This window comes from Nocardiopsis metallicus (assembly GCF_014201115.1).
Taxonomy (GTDB): domain Bacteria; phylum Actinomycetota; class Actinomycetes; order Streptosporangiales; family Streptosporangiaceae; genus Nocardiopsis; species Nocardiopsis metallicus.
Genome location: NZ_JACHDO010000001.1, coordinates 3239297 through 3263204 on the forward strand (window position 1 = coordinate 3239297; position 23908 = coordinate 3263204).

Consider the following 23908-nt stretch of genomic DNA (forward strand, 5'->3'; position numbering starts at 1 on the left):
CGCACACGAGAGGGGCACGGTGACCGGTCACCGTGCCCCTCTCGTGTCTGCCGGCTACCAGCCGATGGCGAAGGCCGACTCCAGGTCGTGCTTGGAGTAGGTCTGGAAGGAGATGTGGGTGTCGGAGGAGGTCACACCGGGGACCTTGTTGACCCGGCCCGGGATCACGTCGGCGAGGTCCTCGTGGCGGCGCACCCGCACCATGGCGATGAGGTCGACCCCGCCGGTGACGGAGTAGACCTCGCTGACCCCGTCGATCTCGGCGATGGCCTCGGCGACCTCGGGGATGCGGTGGACGTCGGCCTTGATCATGACGATCGCGGTGATCACTGTGCCTCCTGGGCGGTTCGGTGCGGAAACGGTGCCCGCCGGGCCGGGGAGCGCTAGTAGACGTCGGAGAGCCGCGTCCCGGAGCGCCATCGCAGCCGGTAGACCACCAGTCCCGCGAGCACTCCGGCGACGAACCCGTAGACGTGCGCCGCGTAGGCCACGTTGGATCCGGCGCCCGGGGCGGTCGAGGATGTGACGTAGAGAAGATACTGAAGCGCGAAGTAGCTGCCCACCACGGCCCACCCGGGCAGACGCATCGGGATGACCCCGAACACCAGCGTGGTGACCCTGCTGCGGAACTGCACGACCAGGTACGCGCCGAGCACGCCCGAGATCGCGCCCGAGGCGCCGACCATGGGCACGGTGCCGTCCGCGTCCACCAGCGCGAAGCCGTAGGCGGCCACGACCCCGGTGCCCAGGTACAGCCCCAGGAAGCGGAGCTTGCCGATGCGGTCCTCCACGACCGGACCGAACACGAACAGGTAGACCATGTTGCCGAGCAGGTGCATGGGTCCGGCGTGCAGGAACATCGAGCTGAGCACGGAGAACCAGACGGACTTGCCCTCGATTCCGCCGCACTCGGGCATCAGCGGTCCGGCCAGGTCGGTACGGCCCAGCATCTCGTCGGGGATCGCGCCCCAGCGCATGAAGTAGTCGTCGATCGCGCAGAAGCGCCCGACCATGTCCACCGGGTACCAGACGGCGGTGGCCGCCTGGGGCGAGACCAGGTAGACGAGTACGTTGACCGCGATCAGCCCGAAGGCGATGACGGGTGCGCGACGGACGGGGTAGTCGTCATTGAGCGGAAGCGCGGCCATGGGCCCAGTGTGTCATCTCGGTATGCGCCTCGGCGCTCCGCAGCGGGCATGTCCACTCGCCGTCGATCTCGACCAGGCGGGTCCCGGGGGACACGAGCCAGTCCAGGACCAGTTCGGTCTCCCCCGCCGTGGCGTTGGGAACCGGGCCGAACCCGGCGGGAACGCGCTCGGCGGTGGCGGTGAGGGAGCTCAGGAAGGCGGCGGGTTCGGTGCCCGGTTCGAGGACGGCGCTGGCCGCCAGGCGGCCGTGGCGGACCACGACCGTCTCCCAGCCGGTGGCGCCTGGGCGGGAGGCGACCAGGTGCGGGACGGCGGCGATCGCGGTGAGCCGCTGCGCGCGCCGGGCGCCGCGCAGGAAGGCGGTGAGCCGGTCGCGCAGGGCCGCCGCCTCCTCGTATCGCAGTTCGGCGGCGAACTCGCGGATCCGGCCGGTGAGGGCGTCCACGACCACGGCCGGGTCGCCGGTCATGGCGGCGCGGGCGGCGTCGGCGTGCCCGGTGTAGTCGGTGAGCGACTCCGTGCCGTCGCAGGGGGCGCCGCAACGGCCCAGCTGGGCCAGGACACAGGGGGGCACCGGTTTCCCAGGGCTGAAGGTGTGCGTGCACTGGCGCAGCGGGAAGGCGTGCAGGAGCGCCTCCTTGGCCTCCTCCGCCGCCCTGGGCGAGTTGTAGGGGCCCAGGTAGGGCGCGCCGTCGTCCTTGATCACCCGCACCACGGACAGGCGCGGGTAGGCGTCGGTGGTGAGCTTGACCCAGGCGGCGCGTTCGGGGTGGCGCGAGCGGCGGTTGAACGGCGGTTTGCGTTCGGCGATGATGCGCAGCTCGCGGACGGAGGCCTCCAGGTCGGTGGTGCACACGATGGGGGTGACCCCCGCCACCAGCCCGGCCATCTCCCTGATGCGGCGGCGGGACTCCGCGGCGGTGAAGTAGGTGGCGACCCGGCGGCGCAGGTTGTTGCTCTTGCCCACGTACAGGCTCTGCCCCTGGGCGTCGGTGAACACGTACACGCCGGGGCGCTCGGGCAGGTCCTCGGCCAGGTGCCGTTTGGCCCGCTGGGCGCGGGTGGGGGGTTTGCTGACCGCCCGCAGCTCCTCCAGGCTGGTCACCCCCATGGGTGCCAGCCGTGCCAGGAGCCCGTTGAGCACGTCCGCGGTGGCGCGGGCGTCGTCGAGCGCGCGGTGGTTGGGGGCGGTGGGCGTCCCGAAGAACGCGGCCAGGGTGCCCAGCCGGTGGTTGCGCACCTCGGGCCGGACCAGGACCGCCCGGGCCAGGCGCAGGGTGTCCACGACCGGGTAGTCGGGCCACTCCGCGCCCTCCCGTTCGCAGGCGGCCTTGAGGAAGCCGGTGTCGAAGGGCGCGTTGTGCGCCACCAGCACGGTGTCGGGTTCGGCGGCAAGGAAGGCCAGCAGTCCGGGCAGGGCCTCGGTGATCGGCGGGGCGGTGGCCACCATCGACTGCGTGATGCCGGTCAGCAGGGTGATGGCGGCCGGGATGAGCACGCCGGGGTTGACCAGGGTGGTGAACTCGTCCACGACACGGCCTTCGCGTACCCGGACCGCGCCGATCTCGGTGATCTGGGACTTCGAGGCGCTGGTGCCGGTGGTCTCCAGGTCGACGACGACGAAGGACACCCCGGTCAGCGGTGTGCCCAGGTCCCCGATGCTGGTTTGGACGCCGACGGGCGCCGCGGACTGTCGAACCACGCGGTCAGGGTAGTCGGGCCCCACGACCAAACACCGCCGGGCTACGGCCCGGCCCGTCCGACATGGAAAGATGTGGGTGGCGGAGCGGCAGAGCCCGCCGCCCGTGACGAAGCACGACGCAAGGAGGAACACCGTGGGGATCGCGATGCCGGGTGACAGTGAGCGTTGGCGATGCACCGGGTGCGGGAACCTCACCCGGTTCGACGTGACCCGGACGGTGCGCTCCCAGGACTTCGTGCACCAGGAGCTCTCCGGGGCCGGTGCGGTCGAGGAGCGCACGGTGCTCTCCGAGTCGGTCGAGCGGGTGAAGTGCCGCTGGTGCGGCGCCACCGACAGCGTGGAGATCGTTTCCCGTCCCGACGCCGACCGGTCGGTCTCCGGCTCTTCGGCGGAGAGCGCGACGGGTCGGGCATGAGCGCCCGCCCGGACACGGGCGGCGAGGCCGACGGCACCGATCCGACCGGTGGAAACGGCACCGCCGGTCCGGTACCCCCCGAGGAGGGCGGGGAGCGCCTGCGACGCCCCCTGCCAGAGCCGGTTCGCGCCCGGGTCGTCGAGTACGGCTCCGACGTGCTGGGCGGGATGCGCCCGTCCGACCTTCCCCCGCTGCTGCGCAGGGTCGCCAAGTTCGAACCCCGCCGCAGGGCGCGGCTGGCCGGTCCGCAGATCGCCGCCCAGCTGGAGAACGACCACGGCTTCCGGGGCATGGTCGCCGCCCGGGTGGAGCAGGTCTGGCCCGAGCTGGCCGAGGGGATGCGCGCCGGGGTGGTCCCGCCCGCCGCCGACCCCGTGGCGGTGGCGGCCAGCGCCTATCTGCTGCGGCCCAAGGGCTGGCCGGAGATCATCGAGGGCGTCCACGAGGAGCTGGAGCGGCAGACCAGCGCCAAGGAGGCGGACGAGACCGCCGAGGCCCTCGACGACGTCCGTCGGCGGCTGGAGGAGAGCCAGCGCGTCCACCAGGCTGAGCTGGAGCGGCTGCGCGGGCAGATCGGGGAACAGCGGGCGGAGATCGCCGAGCTGCGCCGCAAGGTGCACACCGAGCGTCAGCGGGCCAAGAAGGCGACCGCCGAGGCCCGGCAGGCGTTGAGCGAGACCGCCGACCACCGCAGTGAGACCGAGAGCCAGGTCAGCGCCCTGGAGGTGGAGAACCGCCGGCTGCGGTCCAGGCTGGCTGACGCGGAGGCCCAGGTGGAGAACGCCCGACGGGCGGTCCGGACCGGACGCAACGCCGACGAGGCCCGGCTGCGCGTGCTCCTGGACGTGCTGGTGGACGCCTCGCACGGCCTGCGCCGTGAGCTGGCGCTGCCCGCCTCCCTGGACAGCCCGGCCGACCTGGTAGCCGAGGCCCAGGAGGAGCGGCGCCGGGTGTCGCTGGGCGGGCTGCCCGACGACGCCCCCGGGCTGCTGGAGCACCTGCTGACGGTGCCCCGGGTGCACCTGCTGGTGGACGGCTACAACGTCACCAAGACCGGGTACGGGACCCTGCCGCTGGCCGACCAGCGCAACCGGCTGCTCAACTCGTTGGAAGGGCTGGCCAGCCGGACCAAGGCGGAGATCACCTGTGTGTTCGACGGCGCCGACGTGGAGGCGCCCCCGGTCGTGCCCAGCCGCAGGGTGCGGCTGCTGTTCAGCGCCCCCGGGGAGACCGCGGACACGCTGATCGTGCGGCTGGTGCGGGCCGAACCGCCCGGGCGGCCGATCGCGGTGGTCACCTCGGACAAGGAGATCGTCTCGGCGGTCCGGCGGGTGGGCGCCCGCGCGGTCCCCTCCCCCGTCTTCCTGCGCCGTCTGGAGTCGTACAGCTGAGCACGGGTCGGGGCCGGTGCGCCGTTTTCGACTGAGAGACCGACCACGCGAACCAGCGCGCCGGACCCGCCCCCGCGAACCGTCACGACCGCGCCCAACCCCCAGTTCACGGCCGGCGGCGACCGCCGAAAGACCCGCCTCCGGGACCCCGGTGACCAGCGAGACGGACGTTTTTCGTTTCATGTCGTGGTTGAGCTGGGCAGGCGGGTCCGCTAGGCTCTTCCCGGAACGTGAGTGCTCCGTTGGATAGAAGACCACCCTTGCGCCTACCCGCCCCGACGGCAGACCCGCGCACTCTCGTCGGACCCGTGCCCACACACGGGTTCCCCCAGCTTTGTTCGTCTCCCAAGCACCCCTTTGCGCACTTCTCAATTTCAAGGAGCGTGGACCGCCATGAAGAATCCCGGTGGTCGGCGTACGGCTCGCCGAATCGCTACGACCGGCCTAGGCGTGGTTGCCGCCGGTACCTTCATCGCCCCCGGTATCGCACACGCGGAGCCGACCCAGGACGAGGTCGAGGACCGCATTGAGGAGCTCAACCAGGAGGCCGCCACCGCGGTTGAGACCTTCAACCAGGCCGAAGAGGACTACGAGGCGGCCAAGGCCGCCTTCGACGAGCTCGACGGCCAGGTCGGCGACGAGCAGGAGCGCTACGACGAGCTGCGCGAGAAGGTCCAGCAGTTCGCCAACGCCACCTACCAGGGCGGTGAGCTCAACTCCACCGCCAACGTCCTGACCTCCGACGGCCCCGAGGCCCTGCTGGAGCAGAACGCCGACCTGAACTACCTGTCGGAGAACCAGCAGGCCCAGCTCGACGACTTCGGCGAGTCCGCCGAGCGCCTGTTCGCGCTCAAGGACGAGGCCGAGAAGGCCCTCGAGGAGGCCGAGGAGGCCAAGAACGAGGCCGAGGAGGCCAAGGAGGAGGTCGAGGAGGCGATCGAGGAGCAGCAGGAGATCCTGTCCCAGTTCCCCGACTCCGACGCCTCCGCCGAGGGCGGCGACGACAGCGCCGGCCAGACCCCCGACGCTCCGGTCGGCAGCGGCGGCGCCTCCGCCGCCCTGGACTTCGCCTACGCCCAGGTTGGCAAGCCCTACATCTGGGGCGGCACCGGCCCCAACGGCTACGACTGCTCCGGCCTGGTCCAGGCCTCGTGGCGCGCCGGCGGCGTCGACCTGCCGCGCACCACGTACGGTCAGGCCGACGTGGGCACCCGCATCTACGACATGAGCGCCGTCCAGCCGGGCGACATCCTGTTCTTCTTCGGCGACCTGGGCCACAACGGGCTCTACGCCGGGAACGGCCAGATGGTGCACGCCCCGAGGAGCGGCCGCAACCTCGAGGTGGTCGGTCTGGCCGCCTACTGGGGCGGCCAGTTCCAGTTCGCCGTGCGCCCGTAGGCGACCCGGCACCGCAGCGGTTTCCGAGGCCGCCGTCCCCTCCGGGGCGGCGGCCTCGCTCGTGGTGTGCCCAGCATGGGCAGTTGCTTGGAGGTGGAAGTCCTCTAGAGGAAGCGGCAGTGCTAACTCTGAGCCGGAGGCAACGGCGTCACCGCGAGGTGGGGTCGGGAGGAAGCCCGAGGCGAAACCCTGCACTGAGGAACACGAACCGCATACAAGGCAGTCCGGTCGGGGTGAGCCAGCCATGGATGGCGAAGCCCGTCACTGCCAAGACGGCCGGGGTGTAGATGCGGCAGGCGTAGGGGGAAAGTAGCTGTTCTTACCTGGGGAGGTCTGTCCGGGTGTCGGTTGTGCTGAGTATGTCGCCGCGCCGACGGCCGCGACCGCAAGGGAGCGGCTGACCGGGCAGAAGTCAGCAGAGGTCGTAGTACCAGCCGGGATCGCTCGTGGGCTGGGAAGGGCCGAACGTCAAATGGGACAGAGGAACCGGTGCCGCTCGTGCTGGTCACACAGATCGCAGCCACCCCGCCGAAGGCGGGCCTGCGGTGGGAGGGGACGGTGCATTTCCGTTGAGTACCGCCGTAGAGCGTAGTGACCTGTCGGCGCGGCCTGGAGACGATGTCCACCACGGCCAGGGGGATCTGTGGCAGCGAATGCTGTCCAGCGCGAACCTGGCCGCGGCGCTCGAACGGGTCGAGACCAACCGGGGTGCCCCGGGTGTGGATGGAGTCACTACCGCTGATCTGCGGGGATGGCTGCGCGAGCACTGGGAGGGCGTTCGGGAAGAACTCGACGCGGGGAGATACCGGCCCTCGCCGGTCCGCCGGGTGATGATCCCCAAGCCCGGGGGCGGCGAGCGGATGCTGGGTGTTCCCACGGTGCTGGACCGTTTGATCCAGCAGGCCATCGCGCAGGTCCTCACCCCGATCTTCGACCCGGAGTTCTCCGGGTCTTCGTTCGGGTTCCGTCCCGGCCGGTCCGCCCATCAGGCGGTGCGGGTCGCGCGGCGGGCTATTGAGGACGGCCACCGATGGGTCGTGGACATCGACCTGGACCGGTTCTTCGACCGGGTCCAGCACGATGTGTTGATGGCCCGGGTGGCGCGCAGGGTTGACGACCGCAGGGTGCTGCGACTGATCCGGTCCTTTCTGGAAGCCGGGATCATGGCGGACGGGGTCAAGATGCCGAGCGCGCAGGGGACCCCGCAGGGGTCTCCGCTTTCGCCGGTCCTGTCCAACATCATGCTCGACGACCTGGATCGGGAGCTGTGGCGTCGCGGTCACCGGTTCGTGCGCTACGCCGATGACATCCGTGTCTTCACGCGTAGCAGGCGGGCCGCTCACAGGGTGCTCGACTCGATCACGGTCGTGGTCGAGCAGCGGTTGAAGCTGAAGGTGAACCGGGAGAAGTCGAAGGTGGTTCCGGCATCCGTCGCGACGTTGCTGGGGTTCGGTTTCTACTTCACCCGGGCCGGGGTGCGTATCCGGGTCGATCCCAAGGCGCTCAGGCGCTGGAAGGTGCGGATCCGGGAGCTGACCTCGCGCCGGTGGTCGGTTGCGATGGAGTATCGCATCGGCCGGTTGAACCGGTTCATCGTCGGGTGGATGGGTTACTTCCGGCTCGCGGACACCCCCAGGGTGTTCCAGGGGTTGGATGAATGGCTCCGCCGCAGGATGCGGCAGGTCCGTTGGAAGGAATGGAAGCGGGCCAGGACCCGCCGCCGGATGTTGCGCTCGCTCGGTATCTCGGATCGTGTGGCCCGGGACTGGGCGATCAGCAGCAAGGGGTACTGGCGGATCGGTGGCTCGGTCGTCCTTCAGCAGGCGCTGCCCAACTCCTACTGGGAGGGCTTTGGTCTGCGGATGCTCAAGCCGACCTGGCAGCGGTTGAGATCAGTTTGACGAACCGCCGGATGCGGGCCCGCATGTCCGGTGGTGTGGGGGGAGGGCCGGGCGACCCGGCCCTCCTACCCGATTGCCCGGCTCCTGCGCGTGTCCGGAGCGGACCGCCTTTAGGGTCAGCGGAGGGCTTTTCGGACAGTTCTGTTCATTCAAGGGAACATCACGAAACAGTTGAGTGCGCCCCAAGGAATGCACTAGTGTTCACCACCGAGCGTGGTTGCTCCCTTTTCGCCACCCCCCGGTGGCGACGACCGCGCCCGGGTCGGGCACACCCCCACACCGTTTCGGCCACCCGCTCTGGCCCCCAGGACCCCACCCGGTGCAGTCCCTTGATCCCGCATGGCCTGGGACAAGGGGAGAAAGGTGTTTCAGTGTCTGCATCCCGTGGCGACCGCCGGCGCCGAACCGCGGTCATCTCCTCCCTCGTTCTCGGAGCCTTCCTCCTGCCCGCAGCCGTGGCCCACGCCGAACCCACGGCGAGTGACGTCCAGGAGGAGATCGAACGCCTCGAAGAGGAGTTCATCGAACTCAACGCGACCTACAACGAGGCCAAGGAGAGCTACGAGGCCGCCGAGGAGAAGCTCGAGGGCATCCTCGGCGACATCGAGACCGCCGAGAACAAGGTCGAGGCCCTCAGCGGCGGTGTGCGCGCCCTGGCCAACACCACCTACACCGGCGTGGACCTGACCTCCCCCGCCCAGCTGATCGGCGCCACCGGCCCCGAGGCGGCCCTGGAGCACCAGGCCGACCTCACCTACCTCTCGGAACAGCACCAGGAGAACCTCGCCCAGTACGTGGAGGAGCTCGAGCACCTGGAGGGCCTGCGTACCGAGGCCGAGGCCACCGAGCAGGCCGCCGCCGACGCCCTGGAGGAGGCGGAGGAGGCCACCGAGGCGGCCGAGGAGGCCATCGGGGAGCAGGAGGAGCTGCTCTCGGAGCTGACCGCCGAGGAACAGGCGGCCGCCACCGAGAACATCAGCACCGAAGAGAGCGCGAGCAGCGGTGGTGGCGGCGGAGGCAGCGGAGGCGGCGGCGGAGCCAGCTACACCGGCCCGGCCTCCGGCAACGCCCAGACCGTGCTGGACTTCGCCTACGCCCAGATCGGCAAGCCCTACATCTGGGGCGGCACCGGCCCCAACGGCTACGACTGCTCCGGCCTGACCCAGGCCGCCTGGGCCCAGGTCGGCGTGACCCTGCCGCGCGTCACCTACGACCAGATCAACGCGGGCCAGCGCGTGTCCTGGGAGAACAAGCAGCCCGGCGACCTGCTGTTCTTCTACGGCCCCAACCCGAGCCACGTGGGCCTGTACGCGGGCAACGGCGTGATGGTGCACGCCTCGACCTCGGCCCGGCCCATCGGCACGGTCCAGCTGAGCGACTACTACCGCTCCAACTTCGTGGCAGCCGTGCGCCCCTAGGGCGCGGCGAGCAGGGCCGCTGGGAACCACCCCGTTCCCAGCGGCCCTTTCCCGTGTCCGCCCGCTCCCGGACCCGCTTCCCCCTAGACTCGCTGGGGTGTCGCGAACCCTGATCATCACCAACGACTTCCCTCCGCGCGCGGGCGGCATCGAGTCCTTCGTGCACGAGCTGGCCCGGCGCCGCCCCCAGGGGTCGGTCCTGGTCTACTGCTCCTCCCCCGCCGCCGCTGACCACCGCGCCGCCCCGGACTTCGACCTGCTCCAGCCGTTCCCGATCGTGCGCGACGCGGCCCAGGTGCTGCTGCCCACGCCACGGGTGGCCCGCCGGGCCCGGGTCATCGCCGAGCTGGAGGACTGCGACTCGGTGCTCTACGGGGCGGCCGCGCCCTTGGGACTGGTCGCCGCCGGACTGCGGCCCCTGGTGCGCCGCCAGGTGGCGCTCACCCACGGGCACGAGACCGGCTGGACCGTGGTGCCGGGCGCGAGTGCGGCGCTGCGGCGCATCGGTGACAACGTCGACACCGTGACCTACCTGGGCGAGTACACCCGGCGGCGGCTGGCCCGCTCGCTCTCCCCCGCGGCCGCCGCCCGGATGCGGCGCCTGGCCCCCGGGGTGGACACCGAACGCTTCCGGCCCGGCTGCGGCGGCGAGCGGGTCCGCGAACGTCTGGGCCTGGGCTCGCGGCCCGTGGTCGTGTGCGTGTCCCGCATGGTGCCCCGCAAGGGTCAGGACACCCTCGTCCGGGCCTGGCCCCGGGTGCTGGCCGACGTGCCCGACGCCGTCCTGCTGTTCGTCGGCGACGGCCCCTACGCGGCGAAACTCCGCTCGGCCGCGCAGGGCCTGGACTCGGTACGCTTCACCGGGCCGGTTCCGGCCGCAGAGCTCCCCGCCCACTACGACGCCGGGGACGTCTTCGCCATGCCCTGCCGCACCCGGCGGGGCGGTCTGGACGTGGAGGGGCTGGGCATGGTCTACCTGGAGGCCTCCGCCACCGGGCTGCCGGTGGTCGCCGGGGCCTCGGGCGGCGCCCCCGACGCGGTCCTGGAGGGCGAGACCGGGCACGTGGTCGACGGCTCGGTGCCCGGGCCGACCGCCCGCGCGCTCATCCGGCTGCTGAAGGACCCCGACCGCGCCGCCCTGATGGGCGCACGCGGCCGGGAATGGGTTTCGGATGAGTGGTCCTGGGGCCGCACCCTGGAACGGCTGGACGGCCTTCTCAGCGGCGCCTAGAGGCCCTCACCGTGGACCGAGCCGGGGGTGCCGCTGCCGTCGGTGCCAGTACCGCCGATGATCTGGGGCTCCCCGGTCACGCTGTGGGACAGCCACTCGTCCCAGGAGCGCTGGTAGTAGCCCCAGCCGTTGTCCCACTCCAGTTCGCGATCGGTCCCGGTGGTCTCCAGGATGTCCCCCATGAGCGACTGGTCGTGGAACCAGCGGGCGTCCTCCACGGACATGTTGGTGCAGCCGTTGGAGGTGTTGGCGCTGCCGAGGTTGTCGGAGTTCCAGGGGGCGGCGTGGGTGAACTCGCCGCTGTTGGAGGTGCGGACCGCCCAGTCCACGTCCAGCCGGTAGTAGCCCGGCTCCCCCTCCGGGATACCCACGGTCGCGGAGTCCATCACCAGCGACTCGTACTTCTCCATGGTCAGGTGGGTGCCGGAGGTGGTGGTGTCGAAGCGCTCCTCCGCGGCCCCGTTGCTGACCGGGATGGAGCGGACGGTCTCCCCGTCGACGGTCACGTTCATCTCGTGGTCGGGCACGTGCATCGTGGAGATCAGCTCGCGGCCGACCTCGAACTCGATGCGGTGGTTGGCCACCCCGTAGACGCCGTCGGCGGCCTCGACCCCGGCCAGCCGCAGGTCCACGGTGATCTCCTGGTAGGGGTCCCAGTACTCCTTGGGCCGGAAGACCGCCATCTCGTCGGTGACCCAGTTCCAGGCCCCTTCGGTCTCCTGCTCCGCCGTGACCTCGATGGAGTTCTCCACCTGCGCCTTGTGGGTGACGGGCAGGTCGAAGTTGATGATCACGGGCATGCCGACCCCGACCACGTCGCCGCTGTTGGGGAAGTTGGAGGCGAGTTCGAGGCGCTGCCCGGGTACGGCCTCCAGAGTGGTGAACTCCGAGACGGTCTCGGTCTCCTCACCGTCGGCGTCGGCCGCGGTGACGGTGACCGTGACGGCGGCCCCGGGCATCAGGTTCCAGTCGCTGATCCAGGCGTCCCCGGCCTCGCTGAGCGTGCCGGTGACCGCGAAGGGGTCCTCCTCGTCAGCTGAGCTCTCGGGGCCCTGACCCCCGGCTCCGGTCCCGGTCTCGCCCTCGGCGGTGCCGTCGGCGGCGGCCTGTTCGATCCGCACGTCGGTGATGGTCCCGTCCGCGGACTCGACCCGGACCGGGGTGTTGGGCGCGACCCCGGTGGCGCCGGGCGCGGGGGTGATCTCCACCCGCGGCCCCTGCTCCTGTTCCTGCTCCTGTCCCGATCCCTCCGGGGCGGAGGCGCCGCCGGGCTCGTCCCCGCCGCCGGAGGTGCACCCCGCCGCCAGGAGGACCAGGGCGGCGGCTGTCACGGCCAGTCGGGGTTGGGTGGTTCGTCGCTTCACACCAAGGACCTCCAGCGTCCGTTCTCGACGGGGCCCGGGCGTTCGCGGAGCGGGGGCGCGCCGGCGTGACGCCGTCAGGGCCTGGATGCGGCGTGAACTGCGCAGGGAGCAGCAGTCACGTGGGGGCCACCGAAAAAGAGTACCCCGGTGCCCGGAGTCGTCCTGGGGACGGCCTCCGGCCACCGGGGCGGCGATACTCACATCCTACCCTGCGCACTCGTTCACTCTCGAAGAGTGGTCGACGCGCGGGGCGCGCACGTCAGTGCTGGAACTCCTTGCGGTAGTACTCGAAGACCCAGCCCAGCGAGGTGAGCATGATCGCGAGGAAACCGATGAACACCATCCACCAGCCGATCGCCACGCCGACCGCCGTGAAGGCGACGGCCATCGCGACGAACAGCGGCCACCAGCTGTGCGGGCTGAAGAAGCCGTACTCACCGGCGTTCTCGGCGATCTCGCCGTCGAGCCGCTCCTCGGCCGGAAGGCCGTGGTGGTGCTCACTGTGGCGGGCCGACTGCCAGAGCCAGTAACCGATCATCCAGCCGAAGCCGACCGAGATGACCAGGGCGGTGGTGCCCGTCCACTCGATCGCACCGGTGTCCTGGTACGACCAGTAGATGTACAGTGCGGCAGCCAGACCGAAGAAGGTCGAGATGCCCATGAACAGGTAGGCCTGCATCTTCATGTGCGCTACCCCCTACTTCTTCTCGGCACCGGCCGCGACGGCACCGGGTGCCGCGGCGTGCGGGTGGTTGAGGTCGAAGGCCGGACGCTCGGACCGGATCCGGGGCAGCGACGTGAAGTTGTGTCGCGGCGGCGGGCAGGAGGTCGCCCACTCCAGCGAGCAGCCGTAGCCCCACGGGTCGTCCACGTTGACCATCGGCGCGTTCTTCGCGGTGATGTACATGTTCCAGAAGAAGATGAGCGTCGAGGCCGCGAGCACGAACGACGAGATCGAGGAGATCTGGTTGAGCTCCGTGAAGCCGTCCCCGGGCAGGTAGTCCGCGTACCGGCGCGGGAAGCCCATGGCACCCAGCCAGTGCTGGACCAGGAAGGTGCCGTGGAAACCCAGGAAGAGCAGCCAGAAGTGGAACTTGCCCAGCTTCTCGTTGAGCATCTTGCCGGTGAACTTGGGCCACCAGAAGTAGAAGCCCGCGAACATCGCGAACACCACGGTGCCGAACACCACGTAGTGGAAGTGCGCCACCACGAAGTAGGAGTCGGTGACGTGGAAGTCGATGGGCGGCGAGGCCAGCAGCACACCGGTCAGACCACCGAAGAGGAAGGTGACCAGGAAACCGATCGTGAACAGCATCGGCGTCTCGAAGGTGAGCTGACCGCGCCACATCGTCCCGATCCAGTTGAAGAACTTCACCCCGGTGGGGACCGCGATGAGGAACGTCATGAACGAGAAGAACGGCAGCAGCACCGCGCCGGTCGGGAACATGTGGTGGGCCCACACGGTCACGGACAGACCGGCGATGGCGATGGTGGCCGCCACCAGGCTCTTGTAACCGAAGATCGGCTTGCGGCTGAACACCGGCAGGATCTCCGTCGCGATGCCGAAGAACGGCAGCGCGATGATGTACACCTCGGGGTGACCGAAGAACCAGAACAGGTGCTGCCAGAGGATGGCACCGCCGTGCTCGGCGTTGAAGACCTGGGTGCCGACCATGCGGTCCGCGCCCAGCGCGATCAGGGCCGCGGTCAGTACCGGGAACGCGATGAGCACCAGCACACTGGTGAGCAGGGTGTTCCAGGTGAAGATCGGCATGCGGAACATCGTCATACCGGGCGCGCGCATGCACAGGCCGGTGGTGATGAAGTTGACCGCGCCAAGGATCGTGCCCAGACCGGACACGATCAGACCCAGGATCCACAGGTCACCGCCCAGACCCGGCGAGCGGACCGCGTCGGACAGCGGCGTGTAGGCGAACCAGCCGAAGCTGGCCGCGCCACCCGGGGTCAGGAACCCGCCGAGGACGATGAGGCCGCCGAACAGGAACAGGTAGTAGCTGAACAGGTTCATCCTGGGGAAGGCCACATCGGGGGCGCCGATCTGCAGCGGCACGATCACGTTGGAGAACCCGACGAACAGCGGGGTCGCGAACAGCAGCAGCATGATCGTGCCGTGCATCGTGAACAGCTGGTTGAACTGCTCGTTGGCCATGAACTGCATGCCCGGCGAGAACAGCTCCAGCCGCATCAGGAGCGCCATCACGCCACCGACGAGGAAGAAGGCGAAGGAGGTGATCAGGTACATGTACCCGATGACCTTGTGGTCGGTCGACGTCATCCAACTGACGATGATCGACCCTTTGCTTGACGGTGCCTGACCGTCAGTGCGGGGTTCGGTTGCCGTGGTGGTCATTAGTCGTCATTCTCCTCGGCGTCAGCCGCTCCGACGCCCGCACCCTCGGCATCATCCCCGGCGGGGCCAGTGCCCTCGGCCATGTCCGGGTCGTCGTCCGTCTCAGCGGCCTCGGCGGCCTCGGCGGCCTGGGCCTCCTCCTGCTCGGAGGCCCAGGCGTCGTACTCGTCCTGCGGCAGGACCTCGACGTTGAAGAGCATGCGGGTGTGGTCCACACCGCACAGCTCGGCGCAACGGCCGACGTACTCGCCCGCGGTGCCCTCCTTGACGTTCGCCTGGAAGGCGTTGTCACGGCCCGGGACGACGTCCATCTTGAAGCCGAACGCCGGGATCCAGAACGAGTGGATCACGTCGGGCGAGTAGAGGTCGAAGTGAACGATGGCGCCCTCGGGAAGAACGAGGGTCGTCTGGGTCTCGGGGTCAGCGGTGCCGTCCGGGTTGGGGATACCGACCTCGGAGAAGAGCACCTCCCCGCCGTTCTCCTTGGTGTCGTCCATGTAGTTGAACTGCCAGGCCCATTGGAAGGCCACGACCTCTACATGGACGTCCGCGGGCTCTTCCGTGTCGAGCAGGTAAGCCTGGTCTCGCGCGGTGAAGAAGAAGAGCACCGAGATGACGACGATCGGCAGAACGGTGTACAGCGCTTCGATGGGCATGTTGTACCGCACCTGCGGCGGCAACTGCTCAGAGCGCTTGCGGTGGAAGAGGATTGTCCAGATGAACAGTCCCCACACGAGAATGCCGACCGCGAAAGCCGCCACCCACGAGCCCTGCCAGAGCGAGAGAACACGCTCGGCCTGCTCGGTGATCGGCTCCGGCATGCCCAAACGAGTGAGATCGTTCGACGCGCAGCCGGTCGCGGCCAGCCCCAGCACGGCGAGCGCGGCGCCGCGTGGTGCCCATCGGCGCAGAGTTGAGCGCCGATTTTCTTGGCGGGTCGGACTCACGGATTGCCTTCCCAGCGGTGAAGCCCGTGGATCCTCCACGGGCGGCCTAAGTATCCAAAGCTTGTCAGGGGGAAACATTATCGCGAACCGCCCAGCGTGCCGTTCATGGGCTTGCCTGGTCAGCGTGTTGCCAGACGCGCCCTCTGACGGAACGCGCGGTGGTCTCACAGAGCCGGGCCAGGTCGCCCGCGAGGGATGTCCTCCCAGCTGGCTACGAGGCGCGGCCCGGCGCTCCCCCGGGCCCTCGTTCACGCCCGTCCACATCCCCACCCGAGGTGGTGGTGTGCACGGTCGCGGCACGAGACTAAGGCGAGCGTATCGCTGGGTTTACGACACCCTTAACCGGGTGCGCCTTTTGGCGCGCACCGGGTCAAGATTGGGACACAGGACGACAACCAACGGGGGTGGACGTGTCCGAGCGACCGACTTCGCAACAGCCTCTGGTCACCGTGGAGGCGGTGGGCCGCAAGTGCCCGATTCCGATCATCATGCTGGCCGCCCGACTGCACGAAGTGCCCATCGGAGCGGTCATCGCGGTCACCGCGGACGATCCCGCGGCGAGCGCGGACATACCGTCCTGGTGCCGGATGAAGATGCACGAGTTCGTCGCCGAGCGACCCGTGACGCGAGGTAGCGAGTTTCACATTCGGAGGATGTACTGACCCCCGGCCAGCCCTTCGGGGCGCGATCCGGGTTTTCGGTTCCGTTGCGATAACGATTCGCACTATCCGGTTTTCTGGGAGTGGCGCGAAGCACGCGTTTCCCCGCCCGCCGCCTCGGGGAGGCGCCGGGCAAAGCGAAGGCCGCGCGGACACGGGGTCCGCGCGGCCTGGCCCGCGAGCACGGTACCACCAGGGATGGAGCCGCTGCGCGGGAGGTGCTTAGCGAGCGTAGAACTCGACGACGAGCTGCTCGTCGAAGGGCACCGGGATCTGCTCGCGCTTGGGGCGGTCGATGACCGCCACGCGCAGGTCCTTGTGGCTGACGGCGAGGTAGCCGGCGATCTTGTCGTCGGCGTGAACGCCCTCAGCGGCCTCGACGAACGGGACCATCGAGCGGGACTTCTCCCGAACGCTGATGATCTGGCCCGGCTTGACCTGGTACGACGGGATGTCGACCTTCTTGCCGTCCACGGTGATGTGGCCGTGGTTGATGAACTGACGCGCGGCGTAGATCGAGGCGGCCAGACCGGCGCGCAGCACGACCGTGGCCAGACGCAGCTCGAGCTCGCCGAGCATCTCCTCGCCGGTACGGCCGGGACGCTTCTTGGCGTTCTCGTAGATCCTGACCAGCTGCTTCTCGGTCAGGTCGTAGTACCAGCGCACCTTCTGCTTCTCCGCCATACGAACGGCGTAGTCGCTGCTGTTGCGGCGGACGCGACGACCGTGCTCGCCGGGCGGGTACGGACGCTTCTCGAAGTAGCTGACCGCCTTACGGGTCAGCGGGGTGCCGGCGCGCCGGGACAACCGCACCTTCGGTCCGGTGTAGCGCATGCAAAGTCCTTTCAGGGTGAATCAGGGAATCCCAGGTAAGGCTTGCCTAAATCTGGGAGGCGCTCAGGGCGCCCGAGCCCCGGTGTCCCGCGGTGCGGGTCGGAAGCGGGTTCCCCACCGTCGCGCGTGACCCGGCGCGAACGGCTTGGGCGAATGACCCGGCACGCGTTTCAACGCACCGAGCGGGCACGGGGAAGCCCCGTGCGGGTCACGACCATCCACTTTACGGGCTCAAAGACACCGCCCCGACCAGAAGCCGCGTTTTTCCGGTCGGGGCGGGTGCGGGTCACACGCCGACGGGGGTCGGCGAGAGAACCCCGGTCCCACGAGGACCCGGGTCACACGAAGGGCTTGACCTCGGCGGCGACCTCGGCTCCGTAGGAACGCTCCAGGCGCTCCAGCAGGGAGGCGCCGGTGAGCGTGTACTCCTGCGGACCGTCGGCCTCCAGGCAGTGGACTGCGGTGGCGTTGCCGACCTGGGCGGCGCGCTCCAGGGACAGGCCCCAGGAGTGGGCGGACAGGAAACCGGCGCGGAAGGCGTCGCCCATACCGGTGGGGTCGACAAGCTCGTCGACGGCGGCGGAGGGTACGTGGGTGCTCGGCTCGCCCTGACGGTCGATCCGCGCGCCCTTGGCGCCCAGGGTGGTGATCCGGGTGTCGACCTTGGCCAGGATCTCGGAGTCGGACCACCCGGTCTTCTGCTCGGCCAGGGCCTTCTCGTACTCGTTGCTGAACAGGAAGGCGGCGCCCTCGATGAGCGTGCGCACCTCCGGGCCGTCCATGCGGGCCAGCTGCTGGGAGGGGTCGGCGGCGAAGGGGATGGAGCGCGTACGGCACTCCTCGCTGTGCCGGACCATGGCGGCCGGGTCGTCGGCGCCGATCAGGACGAGGTCGAGACCGCCCAGGCGGTCGGCGATCGGCTGGAGCTCGATGTTGCGGGCCTCGGCCATCGCACCGGTGTAGAAGGAGGCGATCTGGTTCTGGTCACGGTCCGTGGTGCAGACGAACCGGGCCGTGTGGCGCAGCTCGGAGATGTGCACGGCCGAGGTGTCGACGCCGTGGCGGTCCAGCCAGGCGCGGTACTCCTCGAAGTCGGCACCGGCCGCACCGACCAGGACCGGGTTGAGACCGAAACCTCCCATGCCGAAGCAGATGTTGGCCGCGACGCCGCCGCGGCGCACGTCCAGCTCGTCGATGAGGAAGGAGAGGGACAACTGCTGGATCTGCTCGGGGATGATCTGCTCGGCGAACCGACCCTCGAAGGTCATCAGGTGGTCGGTGGCGATGGATCCGGCAACCGCGATACGCACGGGACGTGGGCTCCTTGTTGGGGAAGTGGTTCGCTCGCAGACGAGCTGAGCGAGCTGGTGCGGGCATGCCGAGGACGTGCCCGTTCGGACCTGCCAAGGGTACCCAGAGCGCCGGGCCGCTACACGGGTGGGCGCACGCCCGGTCCCGCACCTGCGGAAAAGCAGGGGGGAGGGTGGACGCCTCGGGTGCGTCCGCCCTCCCCCGGTGGCTCCGAGAGCCGTCAGGTGCCCCTAGTTGAAGGAGTCACCGCAGGCGCAGGAACCGGTGGCGTTGGGGTTGTCGATGGTGAACCCCTGCTTCTCGATCGTGTCCACGAAGTCGATGCTCGCACCGATGAGGTAGGCGGCGCTGCGGCGGTCGGTAACGACCTCGACACCGTCGAAGTCGGCGACGACGTCGCCGTCGAGGTCGCGCTCGTCGAAGTAGAGCTGGTAACGCAGCCCCGAGCAACCACCGGGCTGGACACCGACGCGCAGGCGCAGGTCGTCGCGGCCCTCCTGGTCAAGGAGCGCCCGAACCTTGTCGGCCGCACCCTCGGTGAGGATGACTCCCTGCGCGGTGGCTTCGCTCTGAACCGTCATGTTGTAAAGCTCCTCTTGAAAGGGGTTGCGGCCGTCTGGCGACCCCGGTCGCGTACCGGATCTGCCCCGCCGGGGCGGGTCCAGTCCTCTTCAACGGGTCCCAACGCCGGAATCCCGTGTGGCATTCCGCCGCGTGGCCGCTGTGTTCGCCCTGCCGCCTCTGCCGCACGGTGCACGTGTGACCTCGGCGACGCACGGGTGTGCTCGTACCTCCAAGGGTAATTTGTCCGGGGCCCGGATGCCATCTCCACAGGTCCCGGAGATCGAAGGACGGAGGCGTTCCGGACCCGGTGCCCGGGTGCACCGGCCGGTTTCACAGGCCCGGGGCGCCGTAGACCGGGAACCAGCGGGAGCGGTCCTTCTCCATCGGGAGGTCGTCCCCGATCGCCGCCTCCACCTGGAGTTCCAGCGCGTTGTCCCGCTGCTTGCCGCTCTTGGGCGCGAAGGGGTAGAAGGTCCCGCGCTTGTACAGGTAGACCAGTCCGACCGAGCGGCCCCCGCTGTCGGTGAAACCCACCAGGGAGCACAGCAGGGAGGGGCCGTAGCCGTTGGCCTCCAAGGTGGAGTTGACCGCGTGCAGGTCGGTGACCATCCCGGTGATGTCGGTGTCCACGAGCTCGCCGCCGGACTCCCCCGCCGCCGCCTGGGAGCCGCGCACGACCAGCCAGGTGTAGCCGTAGTCGTCGGTGCTCTGCTCGACCGGCGGTCCGTCCCCGGCGTTGAGCAGCGCGGTGACGTCGCGCTCGACGTCGGCGAAGGCGGCGCCCTCGGCGGCGCGGAAGGCCACCGACCCCGAACCGGTGGGGGTCAGGCCGACCCCGGCCCGCAGGGTGAGCGCGGCCGAGGGCAGGCCGAAGAGCGCGTCGAGGTCGGGCTTGACCGGTGCGGACCGGCCGAGCAGGGCGCGCCAGAAACTCATACTGGTGGGTTCCCCTCGTGGGTGCTCTGGTGGGCGGCGTCGTCAGTGGCGTGCCCGGCACGCTGTGGCCGGGCACGGTGTGGTCAGGCCCCGCGGCCGAGCTGGCGGGAGATGTCGGAGAGCTGGGCCAGGCGCTGCTCCACCGGCGGGTGGGTGGCGATCAGCTGGTTCATGCTGAAGCCCTTCTTGGCGAAGGCCGGGGCGAAGAAGAAGGCGTTGAACGGCTCGACCTGGCGTAGGTCGCGGGTGGGGATGCGGGCCATGTCCCCGGTGATCTTGGACAGGGCGCTTCCCAGCATGGAGGGGCGGCCGGTCAGATAGGCGGCGGCGCGGTCCGCGGCGAGCTCGCGGTAGCGGGACAGGGCCCGGGTGAGCAGGAAGCTCAGCACCCAGGCAACGGCGCTGACCAGGACGACCAGGAGGGCGACGACCGCCGGGGCCGGACCGCTGTTGTTGCCGCGGTTGCCGCCCGCCCCGGCGAACACGGCGAAGCGCAGTCCGGCCTGGGTGAGGAAGCCCGCGACGATACCGAGGAAACCGGCGATGGTCATCACCATGACGTCGCGGTGGGCGATGTGCGAGAGCTCGTGGGCGACGACCGCCTCCAGCTCGGGCCCGTCCAGGCGGCGCATCAGCCCGGTGGTCACGCAGATGACCGCGGACTTCTCGCTGTGCCCGGTGGCGAAGGCGTTGGGGACGTCGGTGTCGGCGATCCCCACCCGCGGCTTGGCCATGTCGGCCATCGCGCACAGGCGGTCGACCATGGCGTGCAGGTCCGGGGCCTGCTGGGGGCTGACCTCCTTGGCGCCCATGGCGAACATGGCGATCTTGTCGGAGGAGAAGTACGAGAAGGCGGCGAAGGCCGCGACCAGGACCAGCACCAGCCAGATGTTGAGTCCGGCCAGGACCAGACCCGCGACGAAGGCGACGTAGACCAGGAAGAGAAGGACCATGGTCATGACCATCCGGGCCGTCAGCCCCCGGTCTGGACGGAACTTCGAACCTGCCACGCCGTTTCCTTCCCTCCGCGGTTGTTCGGAGTGTAGTTCGGGCAGGTGAGAAACGGGTTAAAGCGGGCCGCCGCGTGTTCCCTGATTCGGGTGAAGCGGGCCACAGGACGCGCGGTGGCCGGACCTGGAGACGACACACCGCGGCCGCCGTGACACGGGGTCACGGCGGCCGCGGTGGAAAACGCGCACGCAGGCACCGAGCGTGGCCGGACGTGTTCCCCGACAGCTGCCCGCTGGTGGGAACACGTCTGTCCCGGGGGCTCACCCGGACGGCGGTGGGACCGGTTGGGAGGGGCCCCTAGCCCGGGATGAGTCCGTCGTCCTGCAGCATCTCGCGCACCTCGTCCATGCTGGCCTCAGCGTGGGGGAGGATGAACTGCGAGGGCTCCAGGGAGTCGGGCGGCAGCGGCTTGCTGTCCTGCCGCACCTTCTCCAGGAGGTCGTGCAGGGCCGTGCGGAAGGTGGCCTCGTCACCGGACTCGATCGCCGCCTCCAGAGCGGCGTCGAACTCGTTGAGCAGCTCCAGGTCGGCTTCGGTGAGGTCCACCTGGCCCTCACCCATGATGCGAACGATCACGAGCCCTCCCGGTTCCCGGCACCGTTGCCGCCCTCGATCTGCGGCGTGGCGCTGCCGCCGTTGCCGCCGCCCAGCTCAAGCTTCATGCGCTCGAGCTCGGCGTCGACACCGGTCGTGCTCGCCAGCTGGTCGAGCTCGTGCTGGATGTCGTCGCGCGGGCCAGTGCCCGTGACGTCGTCCAGCGCGCCGGAGGCCAGGAGCTCGTCCACCGCGCCGGCACGGGCCTGCATCTCGGCGGTCTTGTCCTCCGCCCGCTGCACGGCCATGCCGACGTCGCCCATCTCCTCGGAGATGCCGGAGAAGGCCTCGCTGATCTGCGTCTGGGCCTGGGCGGCGGTGTAGGTCGCCTTGATGGTCTCCTTGCGCGTGCGGAAGGCGTCGACCTTCGCCTGCAGGCGCTGGGCGGCCATCGTGAGCTTTTGCTCCTCGCCCTGGAGGTTGGCGTGCTGCTCGCGCAAGCCCTCGATCTGGCTGGTGAGGCCGGAGCGACGGGTGAGGGCCTCGCGGGCGAGGTCCTCACGGCCCTGGGTCAGGGCCGCCCGGCTCTGGTTCTCCAGCTTGCCGGACTGCTGCTCGAGCTGCTGGATCTGGAGCTCGACCCGCTTGCGGGAGGTCGCGACGTCAGCGACACCGCGACGAACCTTCTGCAGGAGTTCGAGCTGTTTCTGGTACGAGTAGTCGAGGGTTTCCCTGGGGTCCTCGACAGAGTCCAGGGCCTTGTTGGCCTTGGACTTGAAGATCATCGAAAGTCGCTGAAACACGCTCATCGGCGTGGCCGTCCCCTTCTCGGTGCGTACATCGGCTGTTCCCAGCGGGCGCTTTGCCCAACCCTACGCGGTCTGGCCCGCGGTCGCCATAAAGCTATGACCGGCTACCCTGAGGGTGTGTTCCGACGTCGCTCCGCTTCCGCAGCCCCGGATTCGAACTCTGCCGAATCCGCCAGCCCTGAGGCCACTGAGGCCACCCAACCTAAGGGATATACCCCGAAGAAGGGTGTGCCCACCCCTAAGCGCAGGGAATCCGAAACCGCCCCGCGCCGACCGGTGAAGGCCCCTGAGACCCGTAAGGAGGCCTACCGCGCCTACCGGGATCGTCTCGAACGTCAACGCGGCACGACCGCCCGGCGTTCCGGTGCCCCCAAGGGCGACGAGAAGTACTTCCGTCAGCAGGACCTCGGGAAGGCCCGCGCCTTCGCCCGCGACTTCATCGACTCGCGTCGCAGCGCCAGTGAGTTCTTCCTGCCGTTCTCGATCCTGATCATCGCGCTGCTGTTCATCAACAACCCGCTCTTCCAGGTGGGTGTGGCCTACGTCCTGTGGCCCCTGATGATGGTCACGATCATCGCCGAGGGCGTCATGGTCGGCCGCACGGTCAAGCGCCGGGCCACGGAGTACTTCCCCGACGACCCCGCGATCAAGGGCATCGGCATGTACGCCGCGATGCGCCAGCTGCAGTTCCGGCGCCTGCGCCTGCCCAAGCCCCGCGTCAAGGTCGGCGAGGACCCCACCCCGAACAGCGCCCGCTGAACGGCGAGCGGTCCCACCACATCCCCATCCCGTCCGACGTGAGCAGGGCCGGTGCGCGCACCGGCCCTTCACCCCGTGTACCGCCCCGCCTCCTGGGAGCGTTCCCATCAACCGGTGGCCGGAGCTCGGCAACGGTGGTGCCGACCACTAGAGTTCTCCCATGGAATTTCGGCATCTAGGCAACAGCGGTCTCATCATCAGCGAGATCGCCTACGGGAACTGGATCACCCACGGCTCCCAGGTCGAGGAGGACACCGCCGCCTCCTGCGTCCGTGCCGCACTCGACGCGGGCGTCACCACCTTCGACACCGCGGACGTCTACGCCCAGGGCAAGGCCGAGGAGGTCATGGGCCGCGCCCTGAAGGGCGAGCGCCGCGACGGCCTGGAGATCTTCTCCAAGGTCTACTGGCCCATGGGCCCGGGCAGGAACGACAAGGGCCTGTCCCGTAAGCACATCATCCGAGGCTGCGAGGACTCCCTTCGCCGTATCGGAACCGACTACCTGGACCTGTACCAGGCGCACCGGTTCGACTACACCACCCCGCTGGAAGAGACCATGCGGGCCTTCGAGGACCTGGTCCGCCAGGGCAAGGCCCTCTACATCGGCGTCTCCGAATGGCGCGCCGAGGAGATCGAGCGGGCGCTCAAGATCGCCGACGAGATGGGCTTCGACCGGATCGTCTCCAGCCAGCCGCAGTACAACATGATCTGGCGGGTCATCGAGTCCGAGGTCGTCCCGCTCTCCGAGCGCGAGGGCATCGGCCAGATCGTCTGGTCCCCCATCGCGGGCGGCATCCTCACCGGTAAGTACAAGCCGGGCCAGGAGCTCCCCCCGGGTTCGCGCGCCAGCGACCCCAAGAGCGAGAAGTTCCTCGCCGACAAGGTCTCCGACCAGACCCTGCTGGAGCGGGTGCAGCAGTTGGAGCCGCTGGCCGCCGAGGCCGGGCTGACCCTGTCGCAGCTGTCCGTGGCGTGGGTGCTGCAGAACCCGAACGTGTCCGCCGCCATCATCGGCGCCTCCCGGCCCGAGCAGGTCGAGAGCAACGTCCAGGCGGCCGGGGTCAAGCTCGACGCTGGCCTGATGGCCCGGATCGACGAGGTCCTGGGCGACAGTATCGAGCGCGATCCGGCACTCACCAGGAGCCCGGAGAACATCCGCGGCTAGCAACGTCCGCCACCGGCCAGCGTTAACCGGCACCAGCCAG

General features: G+C 69.5%; 23 protein-coding genes. 9 read left to right on the forward strand and 14 right to left on the reverse strand.

Features of this window, described 5'->3' with window-relative positions; all coding sequences use genetic code 11:
* Nucleotides 1-54: 54 nt before the first annotated feature.
* The 3 genes from HNR07_RS14025 to HNR07_RS14035 are packed head-to-tail and all read right to left on the reverse strand — an operon-like array spanning nucleotide 55 to nucleotide 2850.
* Nucleotides 55-330, reverse strand: a complete 276-nt coding sequence (locus tag HNR07_RS14025) for an Lrp/AsnC family transcriptional regulator (RefSeq protein ID WP_017581693.1) — start codon at nucleotides 328-330, stop codon at nucleotides 55-57.
* Between the two features lie 53 nt (nucleotides 331-383).
* On the reverse strand, nucleotides 384-1148 hold the full coding sequence (locus tag HNR07_RS14030; RefSeq protein ID WP_184365372.1) for a rhomboid family intramembrane serine protease: 765 nt from the start codon (nucleotides 1146-1148) through the stop codon (nucleotides 384-386).
* A complete protein-coding gene (locus HNR07_RS14035) occupies nucleotides 1126-2850 on the reverse strand; it encodes a DEDD exonuclease domain-containing protein (protein WP_254417702.1) in 1725 nt (574 codons plus the stop codon). Before HNR07_RS14035 ends, HNR07_RS14030 begins: the two co-directional genes overlap by 23 nt.
* A 133-nt stretch (nucleotides 2851-2983) precedes the next feature.
* Here HNR07_RS14035 and HNR07_RS14040 point away from each other — a divergent pair, with 133 nt between their 5' ends.
* The 6 genes from HNR07_RS14040 (at nucleotide 2984) to HNR07_RS14065 (ending at nucleotide 10604) form a co-directional block, all read left to right on the forward strand.
* Entirely contained in the window at nucleotides 2984-3265 is a 282-nt protein-coding gene (locus HNR07_RS14040; RefSeq protein ID WP_184365374.1) for a hypothetical protein, read from the forward strand.
* Complete coding sequence (locus HNR07_RS14045) at nucleotides 3262-4656, forward strand: NYN domain-containing protein (protein ID WP_184365375.1); 1395 nt, start codon at nucleotides 3262-3264, stop codon at nucleotides 4654-4656. The genes HNR07_RS14040 and HNR07_RS14045 overlap by 4 nt, the downstream gene beginning before the upstream one ends.
* Nucleotides 4657-5049: 393 nt before the next feature.
* Nucleotides 5050-6054, forward strand: a complete 1005-nt coding sequence (locus HNR07_RS14050; RefSeq protein WP_184365376.1) for a C40 family peptidase — start codon at nucleotides 5050-5052, stop codon at nucleotides 6052-6054.
* Between the two features lie 653 nt (nucleotides 6055-6707).
* Nucleotides 6708-7955 (forward strand): group II intron reverse transcriptase/maturase, encoded by a 1248-nt coding sequence (gene ltrA, locus HNR07_RS14055; protein ID WP_184360845.1) that lies wholly within the window; start codon nucleotides 6708-6710, stop codon nucleotides 7953-7955.
* Between the two features lie 371 nt (nucleotides 7956-8326).
* Nucleotides 8327-9373, forward strand: coding sequence for a C40 family peptidase (locus HNR07_RS14060; RefSeq protein ID WP_184365377.1), 1047 nt, complete (start codon nucleotides 8327-8329; stop codon nucleotides 9371-9373).
* A 97-nt stretch (nucleotides 9374-9470) separates the two neighbouring features.
* Complete coding sequence (locus tag HNR07_RS14065) at nucleotides 9471-10604, forward strand: glycosyltransferase family 4 protein (protein ID WP_184365378.1); 1134 nt, start codon at nucleotides 9471-9473, stop codon at nucleotides 10602-10604.
* On the opposite strand, the gene HNR07_RS14070 is transcribed toward HNR07_RS14065, so the two are convergent.
* The 4 genes from HNR07_RS14070 to ctaC all read right to left on the reverse strand — a co-directional run bounded on the left by HNR07_RS14070 (nucleotide 10601) and on the right by ctaC (nucleotide 15325).
* Nucleotides 10601-11968, reverse strand: coding sequence for a L,D-transpeptidase (locus HNR07_RS14070; protein ID WP_184365379.1), 1368 nt, complete (start codon nucleotides 11966-11968; stop codon nucleotides 10601-10603). The two genes, HNR07_RS14065 and HNR07_RS14070, sit on opposite strands and share 4 nt — an antisense overlap.
* A 259-nt stretch (nucleotides 11969-12227) precedes the next feature.
* On the reverse strand, nucleotides 12228-12653 hold the full coding sequence (locus HNR07_RS14075) for a cytochrome c oxidase subunit 4 (protein ID WP_184365380.1): 426 nt from the start codon (nucleotides 12651-12653) through the stop codon (nucleotides 12228-12230).
* A gap of 12 nt (nucleotides 12654-12665) precedes the next feature.
* Entirely contained in the window at nucleotides 12666-14339 is a 1674-nt protein-coding gene (gene ctaD / locus HNR07_RS14080) for an aa3-type cytochrome oxidase subunit I (protein ID WP_184365381.1), read from the reverse strand.
* Nucleotides 14339-15325, reverse strand: a complete 987-nt coding sequence (gene ctaC / locus HNR07_RS14085) for an aa3-type cytochrome oxidase subunit II (protein WP_435873514.1) — start codon at nucleotides 15323-15325, stop codon at nucleotides 14339-14341. The genes ctaD and ctaC overlap by 1 nt, the downstream gene beginning before the upstream one ends.
* A gap of 365 nt (nucleotides 15326-15690) precedes the next feature.
* Here ctaC and HNR07_RS14090 point away from each other — a divergent pair, with 365 nt between their 5' ends.
* On the forward strand, nucleotides 15691-15948 hold the full coding sequence (locus tag HNR07_RS14090; protein ID WP_184365383.1) for a sulfurtransferase TusA family protein: 258 nt from the start codon (nucleotides 15691-15693) through the stop codon (nucleotides 15946-15948).
* 219 nt (nucleotides 15949-16167) lie between these two features.
* Here the strand turns inward: HNR07_RS14090 and rpsD are convergent, their stop codons facing one another.
* The 7 genes from rpsD to HNR07_RS14125 all read right to left on the reverse strand — a co-directional run bounded on the left by rpsD (nucleotide 16168) and on the right by HNR07_RS14125 (nucleotide 21944).
* On the reverse strand, nucleotides 16168-16779 hold the full coding sequence (gene rpsD / locus HNR07_RS14095; protein WP_017581680.1) for a 30S ribosomal protein S4: 612 nt from the start codon (nucleotides 16777-16779) through the stop codon (nucleotides 16168-16170).
* Nucleotides 16780-17117: 338 nt separating this feature from the next.
* Nucleotides 17118-18089 carry a carbohydrate kinase family protein gene (locus tag HNR07_RS14100; protein ID WP_184365384.1) on the reverse strand — a complete coding sequence of 324 codons (972 nt, stop codon included), beginning with the start codon at nucleotides 18087-18089 and terminating at the stop codon, nucleotides 17118-17120.
* A gap of 231 nt (nucleotides 18090-18320) precedes the next feature.
* A complete protein-coding gene (locus HNR07_RS14105; protein WP_017581678.1) occupies nucleotides 18321-18671 on the reverse strand; it encodes a HesB/IscA family protein in 351 nt (116 codons plus the stop codon).
* Nucleotides 18672-18984: 313 nt separating this feature from the next.
* A complete protein-coding gene (pspAB, locus tag HNR07_RS14110; RefSeq protein ID WP_184365385.1) occupies nucleotides 18985-19590 on the reverse strand; it encodes a PspA-associated protein PspAB in 606 nt (201 codons plus the stop codon).
* Between the two features lie 83 nt (nucleotides 19591-19673).
* Complete coding sequence (gene htpX / locus HNR07_RS14115) at nucleotides 19674-20600, reverse strand: zinc metalloprotease HtpX (RefSeq protein WP_184365386.1); 927 nt, start codon at nucleotides 20598-20600, stop codon at nucleotides 19674-19676.
* 298 nt (nucleotides 20601-20898) lie between these two features.
* Nucleotides 20899-21177 carry a PspA-associated protein PspAA gene (gene pspAA / locus HNR07_RS14120; protein WP_184365387.1) on the reverse strand — a complete coding sequence of 93 codons (279 nt, stop codon included), beginning with the start codon at nucleotides 21175-21177 and terminating at the stop codon, nucleotides 20899-20901.
* Nucleotides 21174-21944, reverse strand: coding sequence for a PspA/IM30 family protein (locus HNR07_RS14125; RefSeq protein ID WP_184365388.1), 771 nt, complete (start codon nucleotides 21942-21944; stop codon nucleotides 21174-21176). Before HNR07_RS14125 ends, pspAA begins: the two co-directional genes overlap by 4 nt.
* Nucleotides 21945-22040: 96 nt before the next feature.
* Here HNR07_RS14125 and HNR07_RS14130 point away from each other — a divergent pair, with 96 nt between their 5' ends.
* Together HNR07_RS14130 and HNR07_RS14135 are read left to right on the forward strand one after the other, a co-directional pair.
* The gene (locus HNR07_RS14130) at nucleotides 22041-22703 is read left to right on the forward strand and encodes a DUF3043 domain-containing protein (protein ID WP_184365389.1); all 663 of its coding nucleotides are present in this window, start codon (nucleotides 22041-22043) and stop codon (nucleotides 22701-22703) included.
* 160 nt (nucleotides 22704-22863) lie between these two features.
* Nucleotides 22864-23868, forward strand: a complete 1005-nt coding sequence (locus tag HNR07_RS14135; protein WP_184365390.1) for an aldo/keto reductase family protein — start codon at nucleotides 22864-22866, stop codon at nucleotides 23866-23868.
* The last annotated feature ends 40 nt before the right edge of the window (nucleotides 23869-23908 follow it).

Coding starts and splice junctions, on each gene's coding strand:
- pspAB (WP_184365385.1), bottom strand. CDS start 19,590: ATGAGTTTCTGGCGCGCCCTGCTCGGCCGGTCCGCACCGGTCAAGCCC.
- HNR07_RS14045 (WP_184365375.1), top strand. CDS start 3,262: ATGAGCGCCCGCCCGGACACGGGCGGCGAGGCCGACGGCACCGATCCG.
- HNR07_RS14030 (WP_184365372.1), bottom strand. CDS start 1,148: ATGGCCGCGCTTCCGCTCAATGACGACTACCCCGTCCGTCGCGCACCC.
- HNR07_RS14130 (WP_184365389.1), top strand. CDS start 22,041: ATGACCGGCTACCCTGAGGGTGTGTTCCGACGTCGCTCCGCTTCCGCA.
- HNR07_RS14125 (WP_184365388.1), bottom strand. CDS start 21,944: ATGAGCGTGTTTCAGCGACTTTCGATGATCTTCAAGTCCAAGGCCAAC.
- rpsD (WP_017581680.1), bottom strand. CDS start 16,779: ATGCGCTACACCGGACCGAAGGTGCGGTTGTCCCGGCGCGCCGGCACC.
- HNR07_RS14105 (WP_017581678.1), bottom strand. CDS start 18,671: ATGACGGTTCAGAGCGAAGCCACCGCGCAGGGAGTCATCCTCACCGAG.
- HNR07_RS14050 (WP_184365376.1), top strand. CDS start 5,050: ATGAAGAATCCCGGTGGTCGGCGTACGGCTCGCCGAATCGCTACGACC.
- ltrA (WP_184360845.1), top strand. CDS start 6,708: ATGCTGTCCAGCGCGAACCTGGCCGCGGCGCTCGAACGGGTCGAGACC.
- ctaD (WP_184365381.1), bottom strand. CDS start 14,339: ATGACCACCACGGCAACCGAACCCCGCACTGACGGTCAGGCACCGTCA.
- HNR07_RS14135 (WP_184365390.1), top strand. CDS start 22,864: ATGGAATTTCGGCATCTAGGCAACAGCGGTCTCATCATCAGCGAGATC.
- HNR07_RS14075 (WP_184365380.1), bottom strand. CDS start 12,653: ATGAAGATGCAGGCCTACCTGTTCATGGGCATCTCGACCTTCTTCGGT.